11 protein-coding genes are annotated in these 15,076 nt (G+C 75.0%); 4 read left to right on the top strand and 7 right to left on the bottom strand.

Translation table 11 applies throughout. The annotated features are described in order from the left end of the window. Positions 1-17: 17 nt before the first annotated feature. From C5507_RS01045 to C5507_RS01035, 3 genes are read right to left on the bottom strand one after another with little or no spacing between them, the layout of a single operon-like run. Complete coding sequence (locus C5507_RS01045; protein ID WP_104526663.1) at positions 18-998, bottom strand: TIGR03557 family F420-dependent LLM class oxidoreductase; 981 nt, start codon at positions 996-998, stop codon at positions 18-20. Between the two features lie 38 nt (positions 999-1,036). Beyond that, complete coding sequence (locus C5507_RS01040; RefSeq protein WP_104526662.1) at positions 1,037-2,236, bottom strand: ABC transporter permease; 1,200 nt, start codon at positions 2,234-2,236, stop codon at positions 1,037-1,039. Next, positions 2,233-3,150, bottom strand: a complete 918-nt coding sequence (locus tag C5507_RS01035) for an ABC transporter ATP-binding protein (RefSeq protein ID WP_104526661.1) — start codon at positions 3,148-3,150, stop codon at positions 2,233-2,235. Before C5507_RS01035 ends, C5507_RS01040 begins: the two co-directional genes overlap by 4 nt. A gap of 120 nt (positions 3,151-3,270) precedes the next feature. Between C5507_RS01035 and C5507_RS01030 the strand changes: the two genes are divergently transcribed. Further along, positions 3,271-4,014: a UdgX family uracil-DNA binding protein gene (locus C5507_RS01030; protein ID WP_278044336.1), complete on the top strand. Its 744-nt coding sequence runs from the start codon at positions 3,271-3,273 to the stop codon at positions 4,012-4,014. Between the two features lie 57 nt (positions 4,015-4,071). On the opposite strand, the gene C5507_RS01025 is transcribed toward C5507_RS01030, so the two are convergent. Beyond that, positions 4,072-5,442, bottom strand: a complete 1,371-nt coding sequence (locus tag C5507_RS01025; RefSeq protein ID WP_207225907.1) for an MFS transporter — start codon at positions 5,440-5,442, stop codon at positions 4,072-4,074. Then, the gene (pdxH, locus tag C5507_RS01020) at positions 5,439-6,086 is read right to left on the bottom strand and encodes a pyridoxamine 5'-phosphate oxidase (protein WP_104526738.1); all 648 of its coding nucleotides are present in this window, start codon (positions 6,084-6,086) and stop codon (positions 5,439-5,441) included. Before pdxH ends, C5507_RS01025 begins: the two co-directional genes overlap by 4 nt. A 206-nt stretch (positions 6,087-6,292) precedes the next feature. Between pdxH and C5507_RS01015 the strand changes: the two genes are divergently transcribed. From C5507_RS01015 to C5507_RS01005, 3 genes are all read left to right on the top strand, one after another. Next, positions 6,293-7,411: a citrate synthase 2 gene (locus C5507_RS01015; protein WP_104526659.1), complete on the top strand. Its 1,119-nt coding sequence runs from the start codon at positions 6,293-6,295 to the stop codon at positions 7,409-7,411. A gap of 92 nt (positions 7,412-7,503) precedes the next feature. Continuing rightward, complete coding sequence (gene serC / locus C5507_RS01010; RefSeq protein WP_207225906.1) at positions 7,504-8,616, top strand: phosphoserine transaminase; 1,113 nt, start codon at positions 7,504-7,506, stop codon at positions 8,614-8,616. Between the two features lie 130 nt (positions 8,617-8,746). Then, positions 8,747-11,431: an ATP-binding protein gene (locus tag C5507_RS01005; protein WP_242611327.1), complete on the top strand. Its 2,685-nt coding sequence runs from the start codon at positions 8,747-8,749 to the stop codon at positions 11,429-11,431. Positions 11,432-11,443: 12 nt separating this feature from the next. On the opposite strand, the gene C5507_RS01000 is transcribed toward C5507_RS01005, so the two are convergent. Next, entirely contained in the window at positions 11,444-12,919 is a 1,476-nt protein-coding gene (locus tag C5507_RS01000) for a circularly permuted type 2 ATP-grasp protein (protein ID WP_104526658.1), read from the bottom strand. Next, positions 12,916-14,844 (bottom strand): S9 family peptidase, encoded by a 1,929-nt coding sequence (locus tag C5507_RS00995; protein WP_104526657.1) that lies wholly within the window; start codon positions 14,842-14,844, stop codon positions 12,916-12,918. The genes C5507_RS01000 and C5507_RS00995 overlap by 4 nt, the downstream gene beginning before the upstream one ends. Between the last annotated feature and the right edge of the window lie 232 nt (positions 14,845-15,076).

Genomic DNA, 15,076 nt, shown 5'->3' with positions numbered 1-15,076 from the left:
CGACGACGGCGCGCCCGTCAGCTCCCGAACGCCTCGCGCCAGGCCGGCAGCAGGCGGTCCCGCGTCCACTCCAGGTAGGGCTGCTGCTGGTCCCCGCCGATCTGCACGAGGGCCAGGTGGGTGAAGCCGGCGTCCGCGTACTCCTTGGCGCTCTCGATCACGGCCTCGACGTCGTCCCCGCACGGGATGCTGCCCTCGACGTCCTCCTCGCGGACGAACGAGCTCGCCGCGTCGAAGGCGCTCGGCCCGGGCAGCTCGGCGTTCACCTTCCAGCCGAGGCCGAACCAGCGGAACAGGCTGTGGGCCCGGGTCACGGCGGCCGCCTTGTCGGTGCCGTAGCTGATCGGCATCTGGGCGACCTTCGGCTTCCCCGCGCCCCCGGCCGCCTCGAAGGCCTCCACCAGCTCGGACAGCGGATCGGTCGCGACCAGCACGTCGGCGAGCTCACCGGCGATGGTGGCCGCCTGCTTCCCGCCGGCGGCGAAGCCGATGGGTACCCGCGTGTCCGGGAGGTCCCAGAGCTTGGCCGACTCGACGTCGAAGTGCTCGCCGCGGAAGTTGGTGTGGCCCTCGCCGTCGAACAGGTCCCGGATGATCTGCAGCGCCTCCATGATCATCTCGTGGCGGACGTCGGCCGGCGGCCAGCCGGCGCCGACGACGTGCTCGTTGAGGTTCTCGCCCGCACCCAGGCCCAGGGTGAACCGGCCACCGGACAGGATCTGCAGCGTCGCGGCCTGCTGGGCCACCACGACCGGGTGGTAGCGGAAGATCGGGCAGGTCACGTAGGTCATCAGCGGGATGCGGCTGGTCGCCTGCGCCGCCGCCCCGAGGGTCACCCACGCGTTCGGCGAGTGACCCATCTCGTCCAGCCACGGGAAGTAGTGGTCGCTGCTGACGGCGAAGTCGAACCCGACCTCCTCCGCCCCCACCACGTGGCCGACGAGGTCCTTCGGCCCGGCCTGCTCCGTCATCATCGTGTAGCCCAGCTGCATGCCCATGCGGCGCGGCTACCCCGGGTCGGTTACGGCCAACCGGGTCAGCCGCGCCCGGCCTCCAGCGCCTCCCGCAGCCTGGTCTTCCCGCTCGTGCGCAGCAGCGCGCCGGCGTAGATCCGCCCGCCGATCCGGACCGCCGCGACGATCGCCACCAGCATGATGACGACGGCGACGGCGATCTCCCAGACCGCGACCTCCCCGGCGGCCTGCCGGACCGGCATGACCAGTGGAGACAGACCGGGCACGTAGGACGTGACCACGGCCATCGTGCCCGCGGGGTCCGACGCGGCCTGGAGGCCGATGAAGAAGCCGACCACCAGCAGCAGGATCATCGGGGTGAGCACGCTGCCGAGGTCCTCCTGCCGGCTGACCAGCGACGCCGCCATGGCGAAGATCGCCGCGTAGAACGCGTAGCCGAGGACGAACCAGAGGACCACCGAGACCACCGTGCCGACGAGGTCCCCCGGCACCGCGACGAGGTCGAAGGCCAGCGCCCCGGCGACGCCGATGACGCCGATGATCACGATCTGCGCCAGGCCCAGGACGCCCAGGCCGATGATCTTGCCGGCCAGCAGCTGCCAGGGGCGCATGGTCGCGAGCAGCAGCTCGACCACCCGGCTGGACTTCTCCTCCACCACGCCCTGCGCGATGAACTGGCCGAACATGATCAGCAGGCCGTAGAGCAGGACCACGCCGATGATCGCGACGAGGACCTGCTCCTGCTCGGCCTCGTCGTCCTCACCGCTCAGCGCGGTGACCTCCACCTCGGGCACGGCCGCGAGGTCGACGCCGGCCTCGGCCAGCTGCTCGGCGACCGCGATGCCGGCGACGGCGGCGTTCACGACCGCCTCCATGGTCGGGCTGCGGTCCCGGAGGAGGAGCTCGGGCGCCGGCCCGGACGCCAGCAGCGCGCCGTCGACCTCCCCGGCCTCCACCGCGGCGCGGGCGGCGTCCTCGTCGTCCAGCTCCACGACCGTGACGTCGACACCGACCGCCTCGCCCTGCGCCTCGACGGCGGCGGCCACCGCGGAGCCGTCCCCCACGATGCCGAGTCGCCGCTCGTCGCTCCCGGAGCTCATGAGCACCTGGAAGAACAGGAGCCCGAGCAGCAGCAGGATGGTGACGCCCAGGCCGACGAGGAAGTTCTTGTCCCGCAGCCGGGTGGAGATCTCCCGGCCGGCGACGAGCCGGACCAGCTCGCCGCTGCCCGGGCCGCGCTCGGTGCTGCTGGGCGCACTCACGCCGCCACCTCCTCGTCGGTGCGCGGGTCGGCGACCGCGCCGCGGAACAGCTCGACCAGGGTGGGTTCGCGCCAGGCGAAGTGCGTCACCCGCCCGGTGCGCAGCGCGGCGGCCAGCACCGCCTGGTCGTCGGCCCCGTCGGGGAGCTCGAGCAGCGTGTCCCCGGCCTGCTCGGACACCACCCGGGTCCCGGGCAGCGCGGCCGCCCAGCCGGGCGCGGCGTCCGGCACCACGACCCGCAGCAGCCGGCCGGCCTCCCGGCGGCGAAGCTCCTCCACGGTCCCGGTGGCGACCATGCGCCCCCGGGCGAGGATGCCGACGGAGTCGCACAGCCGTTCCACGAGGTCCAGCTGGTGGCTGGAGAAGACGACGGGAACGCCGGTCCGGACCTGACTCAGCAGCGCCTCGGCGAGCGAGTCGACGCCGACGGGGTCGAGGCCGGAGAACGGCTCGTCGAGGATCAGCACCTCGGGCCGGCTCACCAGCGCGGCGGCCAGCTGGACGCGCTGCTGGTTGCCCAGCGACAGCTTCTCGACGGCGTCGCCGCGGCGGGCACCGAGGCCCAGCCGCTCCACCCACTCCGCGGAGGCGCGGGCCGCGGCGGCGGCATCCAGGCCGTGCAGCCGGGCGAAGTAGGTGATCTGCTCCCCGACCTTCATCTTCGGGTAGAGCCCGCGCTCCTCCGGCATGTAGCCGACCCGGCGGCGGGTCCGCTGGTCCAGCGGGCGCCCCTGCCAGCGGACCTCGCCGGCCTCGGGCACGACCAGGCCCATGGCGATGCGCATCGTGGTGGTCTTGCCCGCGCCGTTGGAGCCGCAGAACCCGAACATCGATCCCGGCTGCACCGTGAAGCCGACGTCGTCGAGCACCTGGTTCGCGCCGTAGCTCTTGCGGAGCCCGTCGAACTCGAGCACCTGTCCTCCTGCCGTCGTGGGACCCGCTCCGGACCTTAGCGGTGCTCCGGACCTGTCCCGTACCGGTACTCCCCTCGGGCGGGCCGCCCGCCGGACCCGCGTGGACGCTGCCGGCCGCGGGTGAACGGACGGCGAACCCGTCGCCTCGCGGGGAGCGCGCCGGTGCGGTGTCATCGGGCCATGAGCGAGCGCGACGGCGTGGCGCAGCCACCCACCGGTGTCGACCTGGAGCAGCTGCGCAGCGCCGCGGCCGGCTGCCGGGCGTGCGAGCTGTGGCAGGACACCACCCAGACGGTCTTCGGCGAGGGCCCCGAGACGGCCCGGGTCGTGCTGGTCGGCGAGCAGCCCGGCGACCAGGAGGACCGGAAGGGCGAGCCGTTCGTCGGCCCGGCCGGACGGCTGCTGGACAAGGCGCTCGGCGACGCCGGGATCGACCGCGCGACGGCGTACGTGACCAACGCCGTCAAGCACTTCGGCCACACGCTCAAGGGCAAGCGGCGCATCCACCAGACGCCGGGCGCCGAGCACCTGCGGGCCTGCCGGCCGTGGCTGGAGGCGGAGTTCGCCGTCCTGCAGCCGGAGGTGGTCGTGGCGCTCGGCGCGACCGCGGCGAAGTCGCTGATCTCGCCGTCGTTCCGGATCACCCGCGAGCACGGGCAGCTGATGCCGTGGACGCCGCCGGGCGTGCGCGCCGCCGAGGCCGCGCTGCCGGAGGCCGACCAGGACGAGGACGCCCCGCACCAGACCTGGATCCTCGCCACCACCCACCCGTCGGCGATCCTGCGCACGCCCGACGAGGCCCGGGACGCCGCCTACGCCACCCTCGTCGCCGACCTGACCGTGGTCGCTCGCGCGCTCGCCTGAGGGCGGGTCCGGACCCCGACCCCGGGGAAGTCGTCGTCCGGACGGCCGATCGGGGCGCTACTTTCCCGAAGCAGCGCTGTCGGTGTCCACCGCCGAGCGCGAGGCGCTGAAGAGCCAGAACGACGGGACGAGCAGGGCGACGGCGACCATCGCCAGCACGACCACGACCCCGCCCGACACCATCGCGACGGTCACCCCGGCGGCGCTGGCCAGCGCCCCCGCCCGCAGGTCACCGAGCCGCGGGCCGCCGGCCACGACCACCAGGAAGACGCCCTGCATGCGCCCGCGCATGTCGTCGGGGGCGGCCAGCTGCAGCATCGAGGACCGCAGCACCGCGCTGACCATGTCGCCGGCCCCGGCGACGGCGAGGAAGAGCACCGCCAGCCACAGCGAGCCCGCGTAGCCGAACCCGATGATCGCCACGCCCCACACCACGATCGCGACGAGGACGGCCGCGCCCTGCCGGTCCATCCGTGACACCCAGCCCGACGTGAGCCCCATGACCAGCGCGCCGATCGAGACCCCGGCGAACAGCCAGCCCAGGGCGTTCGGCGAACCGGCGAAGCGGGTGGCCTCCAGCTCCGGGAACACCGCCTGGGGCCAGGCGAAGAGCATCGCGATGACGTCGACGACGAAGGTCATCAGCAGGACCGGCTGGGTGCGCAGGAAGGCGAAGCCCTCCCCCACGCCGCGCACCGCGGCGCCCAGCCGCACCACCCCGGCCCGGCCGCCGGGCGGCAGCGCCGGCAGACCGCGCAGCAGCAGCGCCGCGACGAGGAAGCCGACCGCGTCGATGACGTAGGTGAGGAACAGCTCGCCGCTGGCGATCAGCACGCCGGCCAGCAGCGGCCCGGCGATCACGCCCACCTGCCGCACGGTCATCGCCAGCGCGTTGGCCGCCGGCACCAGCGGGATCCCGACGACGGCGGGGATGGCGGCGCTGCGGGCGGGCTGGTTCACCGCGGCGAAGCCCGACACGAAGGCGGTCAGGACCCACAGCAGCGCGAGGTCGCCGCCGCCGGGCAGGAGCGCCTGGACGGCGAGCAGCGCACTGGTGACGGCAGCGCCGGTCGAGGTGATCAGCATCAGCCGCCGCCGGTCCATGACGTCGGCGATCGCACCGCCGAGCAGCCCGAACACCATCAGCGGGACGAGCGCGACCAGCGACGTCACGCCCACGAAGAAGCTGTCGCCGGTCAGCGCGTAGACCTGGAACGGGACGGCGACCAGCGTCATCTGCTGGCCGATCATCGTCAGCGCCACCCCGCCGAAGAGCCGCCGGTAGGCGGGGATCCGCAGCGGGGTCGTGTCGACGGCCCAGCCGCGGCGACGGCGCACCGGCTCGGGGACCGGCTCCTCGATCGCGCGGCCGCCCTCGACCGGGTCGACCGGGTCCAGCGGGTCCTGCGGGTCCTGCGGAGGGCTCACGGGGCGAGCCGCTGGACGATCCAGCCGCCACCCTCGGCCTCGTCGAGCACGAACCGCAGCCGGTCGTGCAGCCGGTCGCCGCCGCCCTGCCAGAACTCCACCCGCTCGGGGACCACGCGGTACCCACCCCAGGCCGCCGGCCGGGGCAGCGGCCCCTCCGGCGTCTGGGCGTCGAGCAGCCGCACCCGTTCGGCGAGCTCCTCGCGGGAGCCGACGACCGTCGACTGCACCGACGCCGCCGCCGCGAGCTGGGCGCCGCGCGGGCGGGGGTCCCAGAGCCCGTCGGAGGCCGTCCCACCGATGCGCTCCACCCGGCCGGCCACCCGCACCTGGCGCTGCATCGCGTGCCAGGGGAAGACCAGTGCCGCCCGCGGGTTCACCGCCAGCTGGGCGCCCTTGGTCGAGGCGTAGCTGGTGCCGAACACGAACCCCGAGGTGTCGTAGCCCTTCATCAGCACGATGCGGGCGTCCGGCGCACCGTCGGCGTCGGCCGTGGCGACGACGACGGCGTTGGGCTCGGGCAGTCCGGCGGCGACGGAGTCGGCGAACCAGCGGTCGAACTGCTCGTGCCACGTGGGCGCGAGGTCGTCCTCCGAGAAGCGGCCGGCGTCGTAGTCGCGGCGCATGCGGGCGAGGTCGGGCACGCCGCCATGGTTCCACCGGCCGCCGCCCCCGGCTCGGACGGGCGCCCAGCGGTTCGCGCCGACGAGGCCGTCAGCGGCGGGCACGCGCGTCGGGCGGCATCCACGCGGCCCCCCGTGTGCCTGGCCGTGGACGACGGCCTAGGGTCGGCAGGCAATCGTGCGCCCCCACGGGCGTATGCAGTCCCGCGCGCAGAGGAGCATGCGAGATGGCCGACGACTTCGTACCCGGCCTGGAAGGCGTCATCGCCTTCGAGACGGAGATCGCCGAACCGGACAAGGACGGCGGTTCCCTGCGTTACCGCGGCGTCGACATCGAGGACCTCGTCGGCAAGGTGACGTTCGGCAACGTCTGGGCCCTGCTGGTCGACGGCAAGTTCGGCCCGGGCCTCCCGCCGGCCGAGCCGTTCCCGATCCCGGTCCACAGCGGTGACGTGCGGGTCGACGTCCAGGCCGCCCTGGCGATGCTGGCCCCCTTCTGGGGCTACCGCCCGCTGCTGGACATCTCCGCCGAGGAGGCCCGCGACCAGCTGGCCCGCGCCGCGGTCATGGCGCTGTCCTACGTGGCGCAGTCCGCCCGTGGCATCGGCACCCCCGCAGTCCCGCAGAAGCGGATCGACGAGGCCTCCACCATCGTCGAGCGCTTCATGGTCCGCTGGCGCGGCGAGCCCGACCCGCGCCACGTCGCGGCCGTCGACGCCTACTGGACCTCGGCCGCCGAGCACGGCATGAACGCCTCCACGTTCACCGCCCGCGTCATCGCCTCCACCGGTGCCGACGTCGCCGCCGCCATGTCCGGCGCCATCGGCGCCATGTCCGGCCCGCTGCACGGCGGCGCCCCCTCGCGGGTGCTGCACATGCTCGACGAGGTCGAGAAGACCGGCGACGCCGAGAAGTACGTGAAGGACCTGCTCGGCCGCAAGGAGCGGTTGATGGGCTTCGGTCACCGCGTCTACCGCGCCGAGGACCCCCGCGCCCGCGTGCTCCGCCGGTCCGCCCAGGAGCTCGGCGCCCCGCGTTTCGAGGCCGCGCTGGCCCTGGAGAACGCAGCCCTCAAGGAGCTGCGCGAGCGGCGTCCCGACCGGCCCGTGGAGACCAACGTCGAGTTCTGGGCGGCCATCGTCCTCGACTTCGCCGAGGTGCCCAGCCACATGTTCACCTCGATGTTCACCTGTGCCCGCACCGCCGGCTGGTGCGCGCACATCCTCGAGCAGAAGGAGACCGGCCGCCTGGTGCGCCCGTCGGCCCGCTACGTGGGCCCGGACTCCCGCAAGCCCGAGGCCGTCGAGGGCTGGGACACCATCAACCACCAGGCCGCCGCGATCTGAAAGAGGACCCCGCCCCACTCACCCCTCGCACGCTCGGGGCGAGCCTCCGGACGGGGCCACGACCGACCGACCTGAGAAGGATTTCCTCCCGGATGAGCATCACCATCCCCGCCGAGCTCCTGCCCGCCGACGGCCGGTTCGGGTGCGGTCCGTCCAAGGTCCGCCCGGAGGCGCTGCGGGCCCTGGCCGGCGACGGGGCGGCGATCATGGGCACCTCGCACCGCCAGGCCCCGGTCAAGAACCTGGTCCGGCGGGTGCGGGAGGGCCTGACGCAGCTGTTCGACCTGCCCGACGGCTACGAGGTCGTGCTGGGCAACGGCGGGACGACGGCGTTCTGGGACGCCGCGCTGTTCGGTCTGATCCGCGACCGCGCCGCCTTCGGCACCTACGGGGAGTTCTCCGCGAAGTTCGCCTCCGGCGCCAAGGAGGCCCCCTTCCTGGGCGACCCGGTGGTCGTCACGGCCGCGCCCGGCTCGCTGGCGCTGCCGACGGCCACCCCGGGCGTCGACGCCTACGCGTGGGCGCACAACGAGACCTCGACCGGGGTGATGGCGCCGATCGCCCGTCCGTCGGGCACCGAGGACGCGCTGGTGCTCGTCGACGCCACCAGTGGTGCAGGTGGCCTGCCGGTCGACGTCTCGCAGACCGACGTCTACTACTTCGCCCCGCAGAAGTCCTTCGCCGCCGACGGCGGCCTGTGGGTGGCCCTGATGTCGGCCGACGCCCTGGAGCGGATCGCCGAGATCAAGGCCTCGGGCCGCTGGGTGCCCGGCTTCCTGGACCTCTCGATCGCGGTGGACAACTCGTCGAAGGACCAGACCTACAACACCCCGGCCGTGGCCACGCTGTTCCTGCTCGCCGACCAGATCGACTGGATGCTCGGCTTCGGCGGGCTCTCGGGTGCGGTCGCCCGCAGCCGCGACTCGGCCGGCCGGCTGTACGGCTGGGCGGAGAAGTCGCCGTACGCGACGCCGTTCGTCGCCGACCCCGAGCACCGCAGCCTCGTCGTCGGCACCATCGACTTCGCCGACACGGTCGACGCCGGTGCCCTGGCGACGACGCTGCGCGCCAACGGCATCGTCGACGTCGAGCCCTACCGCAAGCTCGGCCGCAACCAGCTGCGCGTGGGCATGTTCCCGGCCGTCGAGCCCGACGACGTCACCGCGCTGACCGCGTGCATCGACCACGTGGTCGGGCGGCTCTGACGGCCTCCGCCAGGCACCCAGGAGACGTCGGTACCGTGCTCGTCCCTGGACGTCGGAGCCCCGTCGCCTCCCGCCGGTGCACATCCCGTCCGCAGCTGCCGTCGATCCTCGTCCCCCGCCGGAGGTGAGCGTGGTCCCCGACGCATCGGGTCCCGGCACCGATCTGTTCGCCGCCGGCGGCGAGGCCGGCCGGCTGATGGCCGCCTACGACTGGGCCGCCAGTCCTGTCGGGCCGGTCGACTCGTGGCCGGCGGGGCTCTGCCACGCCGTCCGAACCCTCCTGGTCTCCAGATTCCCCATGGTGCTCACCTGGGGCCCCGAGTTCACCCAGTTCTACAACGACGCGTACGCGCCGTTCATCGGCGCCAAGCACCCCGCGATCGGCGAGGACATCCGCGTCACCCTCGCCGAGGGGTGGGATGCGCTGGGCCCACCCATCGCCCGCGCCATGACGACGCTCGAGGCGTCGTGGCTGCCCGGCCTGCTCCTCCGGCTCGAGCGATCCGGGTACGTCGAGGAGACCTACTTCACCGTCTCGCACGCGCCCGCGTTCGACGACGAGGGCCGGGTCGCGGGCATGCACGGCGTCTGCACCGAGGTAACCGGCCAGATCCTCGGCGAGCGGCGGCAACAGCTCCTGCACGACCTGGCCACCGTCGGCAGCCGGCTCGGCGACGAGCAGGAGACGGTGGCGGCGATGTGCCGCGCGCTCGAGGCGGGCGCGTTGGACGTCCCCTTCGCAGCCGTGTACCTCTCCGCGCCCGGCGAGCCCGGGTTCCGCCGCGTCGCGACCGTGGGCTGCGACGCCCGCCTGCTGCCGGACACCGCCGGCAGCGAGGCCGAGCTGACCGGCGTCGTCGCCGGGCTGGACGTCACCGGCGGCCCCTTCGGTGACCGGGTGACCGACGCGGTGGTGCTCCCGCTCACCGCCACCCGGGACGGCGAGCCGCTGGGCCTGCTGCTCGCCGGCAGGAGCCCCAACCGCGCGCTGGACGCCGAATACCGGTCCTTCTACGAGCTCGTGGCCGGCCAGTTCGCCGGTGTGGTCGTGAACATCCGCGCGTTCGAGTCCGAGCGGCGGCGGGCCGAGTCCCTCGCCGAGCTGGACCGCGCGAAGACGACCTTCTTCTCCGACGTCAGCCACGAGCTGCGCACGCCGCTGACCCTGCTCCTGGGTCCCATCGGCGACGTCCTGGAGAGCAGCCCCCACCCCCTGCCGCCGGACGTGCGCGAGCAGCTGGAGCTGGCGATGCGCAACGGCCGGCGCCTGCAGCGGCTGGTCAACGACCTGCTCGACTTCGCCAGCATCGAGGCCGGGCGGGTGACCCCCGTCCGGGTGCGGACGGACGTCACCACGTTCACCGCCGAGCTCGCCGGCATCTTCCGCTCCGCCGCCGAGCGCGCCGGGCTGCGGCTGACCGTCGACTGCCCCCCGCTGGAGCGGCCCGCCCACGTCGATCCCCGCATGTGGGAGAAGATCGTCGTCAACCTGCTGGCCAACGCGGTCAAGTACACGTTCGTCGGCGGGATCGACGTGACGCTGCGGGACGAGGGCGACTCGTTCTCGCTGGCGGTGTCCGACACCGGCGTCGGCATCGTGGCCGAGGAGCTGCCGAACCTCTTCCAGCGCTTCCACCGCGTCAGCGGGGCCACGGCCCGCACCCGCGAGGGCTCCGGGATCGGCCTGGCGATGGTGCACGAGCTGACCGTGCTGCACGGCGGCTCGGTCGCCGTCGTGAGCGAGCCCGGTCGCGGCAGCACGTTCACCGTCACCCTGCCCTTCGGTGCGCCCGACACCGAGGCGGACGGTCCGACGGCGGTCCCGTCGGAGGCCGCGCGCGGCGAGGCGGCCAGCTGGGAGGACGACACGGCCCGCCCCCGGGACGAGGAGACCGGCGGCTCCGACGGCGCCACGGTGCTGGTCGTCGACGACAACGCCGACATGCGGGCGTACCTCACCCGCCTGCTCGCACCGCACTACTCGGTGCGCACCACCGCCAACGGCGAGGAGGCACTGGCCGCCGTCGCCGCCCGGATGCCGGACCTGGTGCTGACCGACGTGATGATGCCGCGCGTCGACGGCTTCGAGCTGCTGCGCGCGCTGCGGGCGGACCCGGTCACCCGTCCCGTCCCGGTGATCATGCTGACCGCCCGGGCCGGCCAGGAGGCCTCCGTCGAGGGCCTGCAGGCGGGCGCCGACGACTACCTGGCCAAGCCGTTCCGGGCCGCGGAGCTGCTGGCCCGCGTGCGCGTCGTGCTGGAGCGCGCCGGCGGCCGGGCGCTCCCGCCCTCCGTGCCCCTGCCGGACGCGGCCCCGGACCCCGTCCGGGACCCGCTGCCGACCGTGCCCGTGCCCGCCCTCCCCGTGACCCGGCCCGAGCCCGAGGCCCAGGGCGGCCAGGCGCCGGCGCTCCGGTCCGGGGACCCGCACGCCGTGGAGTGGCGGCTGCCCGCGGAGCTCGCCTCGATCCCGGTGGTCCGTCGCCGGCTGCGGGCCCTGATGGCGGGTGCAGGGGTGGACCCCGACCAGTCCTACGACCTCCTGCTGGCTGCCTGCGAGGCGGCGAGCAACGCGATCGAGCACGCCCAGGACCCGGTCGTGCCGGTGATCGACGTCGCCGCCCGGGTGAGCGACGAGCAGGTCGAGATCACGGTGCGCGACCACGGCCAGTGGCGCGAGCGGGTGCCCAGCATGGACCGTGGCCGCGGCTCGACGCTGATGAGCGCGTTCGCCGACGTGACCGCGACGCCCAGCCCCGAGGGCACCCTGGTCCGGATCCGCTCCCCCCGGCTGCGAAGCCGCCCCGCCGGCTGATCCGCGGACGGGTCAGCCCAGCAGCCAGGTGTCCTTGCTGCCGCCGCCCGGCACTCCCGGCCGGCCCGGTCCCTCCTCGGGGGCCACCCGGGTCAGGGCCAGCGGCAGCACGGACGTCGTCGCGCCGGCCACCGAGAACACCCGGAGGTCCACGGCGCGGGGGCGCAGCACGCCGTCGGCCAGGGTGGGGACGGTCGAGGGCTCCAGCGGCTCCCGTGCCACGAAACGGTGCGGGGCCGCGGCGATCTCGCGGCACAGCGCCTCGAGCTCGGCGGCGGAGCAGGCGGGGCCGTGCACGATCCGCCGCCCGCCGTACCCCGCGACCTCCTCGACGTCGAGCTCGTGCAGCCGGCCACGCACCTCCGCCCACGCCGCGGGATCGGCCAGCACCCAGGCCGGGACGGAGTCGAGCAGCGGCTCCTCGCCCAGGTAGAACCGGACCATGGAGGGCACCCAGGCGTAGCCGGCGGCGTCGTCGGCCACGCCGTTGCCCGGCACGTTCGCCAGCCCCAGGCGTCCCGCCCGGACCGCCTCGGTGAGGGCCACGTCCAGCGGCACGTCGGCACCGATCCGGTACGCGCCGGAGGTCGCGTCGTCGAAGCGCCGGTACAGCACGTCCACCGGCACCCGCTGCCCGCCGACGGCCGCCTCGAGACCGCCGTCGCCGCGCGGCCACAGGTCACCGGCGCGGACCAGCGGCACGTCGAGGGCGGCGGCCAGCACCTGGTGCTCGAACCACGCGCCGTCGGACTCGCCCTGGGTGAGGAGCGCGATCCGCGGCGCACCCGGGGTCCCGGGCGGTGCGGCGTCGGCCAGCGCCCGGGCCAGCAGCGGGATCGCCTCGGCGGGGTCGGCGACCGGCCGCCCGACGGCGCCGAACAGCTCCGGCGTCACCGTTCGGGCGCTGTCGCGGTTGGCCAGCGCGTAGCCGATGCCCGAGGGCACCTGCAGGTTGTCCCGGACCACGACCCATCGGCCGTCCGTCGACCGCACGACGTCGGTGGCCGCCACGGTCGCCCGTCGCTGACCGGGCCACGCCCGGGAGACCGACTCGGGATCCCGCCCCGGGCTGTGCTCGACCGCCCACCCCGGGAGCACGCCGGCCCGCACGATCTCGGCGGCGCGGTCGGCGTCGCCGCGGCGGCGTCCGGCCGGCCGGTAGGCGTCGGCGAGGAAGGCGTCCAGCGCACGGTGCCGCTGCACGATGCCGGCCGACAGCGTCGCCCAGCTCCGCGCCCCGACCAGCCGGGGGACGGGGTCCATGGGGACCGGGCGCAGCTCCTGCCGGCCGTCCACCCACACCGACGTGGCGACGCCGAGCGCCTCGCGGCGCGCGGCCAGCTCGGTGTCGGCGTCGGCCAGCCCGTCGCGGCCGATCCGCTCCAGGGCAGCCGCCAGCGACACCCACCCGCTGCGCGGCCGGCCGTCCGGACCGACGGCCTCGTCGGTGCGCACAGGTGGGTATCCGGCGAACAGCTCCCCGCTCACAGCCAACGATCGAACCAGGCGGCCAGGCGGCGGCCGAGCTCCACCACGTTCTCCCGGCCGACGACGGCGTGACCCTCGCCGGCGAAGAGCAGCAGGTCGCTGCACGCGCCGCGGGCCTGCAGCGCCTGGTGCGCCTGCACCGACTCGGCGACCGGCACGTTGGTGTCCCGGTCCCCGTGGGCGAGCAGCACCGGGGCGGTGACCCGGTCCAGCGCGGTCATCGGCGAGATCGCGGCCAGCATGTCGCGATCGGTCACCGGATCGCCGTACTCGGTCACCGACGCCGCCGCCATCCACGGCTCGGTACCGGCGAAGAAGGTCCGCAGGTCGCTCATGCCCGCCAGTGAAGCCCCCGCGGCGAAGAGCTCGGGCCAGCGGGTCAGCGCGACGAGCGTCAGGTAGCCGCCGTAGGACCAGCCGTGGGCGCCGATCCGGCCGGGTGCGGCGATCCCGGCGATCACCAGCTCGTCGACGGTGGTGCGGACGTCGGCGAACGAGGCCTCCCGGGCCGGGCCGTCGTCGGCGGTCATGAAGGCACGCCCGAAGCCGCCGGAGCCGCGGACGTTGGGCGCGAAGACCGTCAGCCCCGCGGCGACCAGCGACTGGGTGACCGGCGACCAGGAGGGGCGCTCCTGCCCCTCGGGTCCGCCGTGGAAGCTGACCACGGTGCGGTTCGGCCCCGGCGTCCCGCGCGGGGTGTAGAGCCAGCCGGACAGCGGCATCCCGTCGGGCGCCACGTACTCGTGCAGCACCGGTTCGACGAGCAGCCGGGGATCGGGGCGGGCCGGGGTGCAGGCCAGCGGCTCCGCGGCGCCGTTCCCGTCCAGCGGCACCCGCCAGAGCCCGCGGGGCGCGCGCGGGCCGCTGAGCTCGGCGACGACCGCGGCGCCGCCGGACAGCGGCGCCCAGCCGGACAGCACCGGTTCGGGCAGCGCCAGCTCGCGGACGAGCGCGCCGTCGGAGAAGGCGTGCACCCACAGCTGGCTGGTCCCGCCGCGGGTCCACAGCGCCAGCACGGTGCCGTCCGGACGCAGCGCGTAGCCGTCGAGGTCGGCATCCGGCCGGTACAGGACGCGGCGGCCGGCCGAGGGCACGCCGTCGTCGTCCACCGGCACCTCCACCAGGCCGGCGCGGTCGGTGCCGGGCGGGCCCGGGAGGGCGGCGCGGACCAGCACGGCGCGCCCGTCGCCGCGGAACCGGCCGTCCTCGGAGGCGATGCCTCCGGGGGCGTCCAGCCGGATCGCCCGGCGCTGCACACCGGTGGCGACGTCGATGACCACGACGTGGCGGAAGGCCCGTGGCCCACGGCGGGCGAGCACGGTGCGGTGGTCGGCGGAGACCGCGGTGACCGACAGGAAGCCACCGGAGGCGAGCGTGCGCAGCTCCCCGGCGACGACGTCGACGAGCACGACGTCGGCGTCCGGCCCGTTCCCGGGCGCGATCGAGCAGGCGTAGTGGCCGGGTCCGGCCCAGCAGCCGGCGAAGACGGTGGCCCGGGGATCGGCGCCGGCGAGCACGCGGTGCCCGGTTCCGTCGGGGCGCACCGCGTGCAGCTCGGCGCAGATGGAGCCGCCGGGGCTCACCAGGTAGGCCAGCCACTCGCCGTCGGGGGACCAGGTGACGGAGATGACCTCCTGGTCGGGGTCGGAGAGCACCGCGGGAGGGGCGAGCCCGTCGAGGTCGGCGACCTCCAGGCGGGGCAGGCCCGACCGGTCGGAGACGTAGGCGATGCGGCGCCCGTCCGGCGCCGGGGCGGGGCACCAGACACCGGTCGCGCCGGCGATGGCGGAGATGGCGGCACGGACGTCCGCGGCCAGCGTCTCGGGCGGCGCGAGCGCCTCGAGCGCCGGCATCGACGGCCCGGGGACGCCGGCGGCGAGCCCTGCGGGCACGGCCGTCCGCCGGGAGGTCACCGGGCTGGCCATCGCGCCTCCTCGGCTCGGGGTGGTCCGCGGAGCCCTCCACCGTGCCGGGCGCTCGTTGCGGTTGTGTGTCAGGGCTGTCATCGGCGTGGAAAGCCCGCTTCCGCACCCCCCGCGGGAGGGACCTGCGCCACGCCTCCGCACCGCGCCACGCCGGGCGGCCTGCGCGCGGTGCCCGCCGTCCCCGGATAGCCTCGGGGGCCGGGCCCGGCGATCTGCCCGCCCCCGATGCCTG

The sequence above is a fragment of the Blastococcus saxobsidens genome (assembly GCF_002938435.1).
GTDB lineage: Bacteria > Actinomycetota > Actinomycetes > Mycobacteriales > Geodermatophilaceae > Blastococcus > Blastococcus saxobsidens.
Note: the sequence above shows the minus strand (reverse complement) of the source record. Positions and strands in the feature narration are given on the sequence as shown.

Coding starts and splice junctions, on each gene's coding strand:
- serC (WP_207225906.1), top strand. CDS start 7,504: ATGAGCATCACCATCCCCGCCGAGCTCCTGCCCGCCGACGGCCGGTTC.
- C5507_RS01015 (WP_104526659.1), top strand. CDS start 6,293: ATGGCCGACGACTTCGTACCCGGCCTGGAAGGCGTCATCGCCTTCGAG.
- C5507_RS01045 (WP_104526663.1), bottom strand. CDS start 998: ATGGGCATGCAGCTGGGCTACACGATGATGACGGAGCAGGCCGGGCCG.
- C5507_RS00995 (WP_104526657.1), bottom strand. CDS start 14,844: ATGGCCAGCCCGGTGACCTCCCGGCGGACGGCCGTGCCCGCAGGGCTC.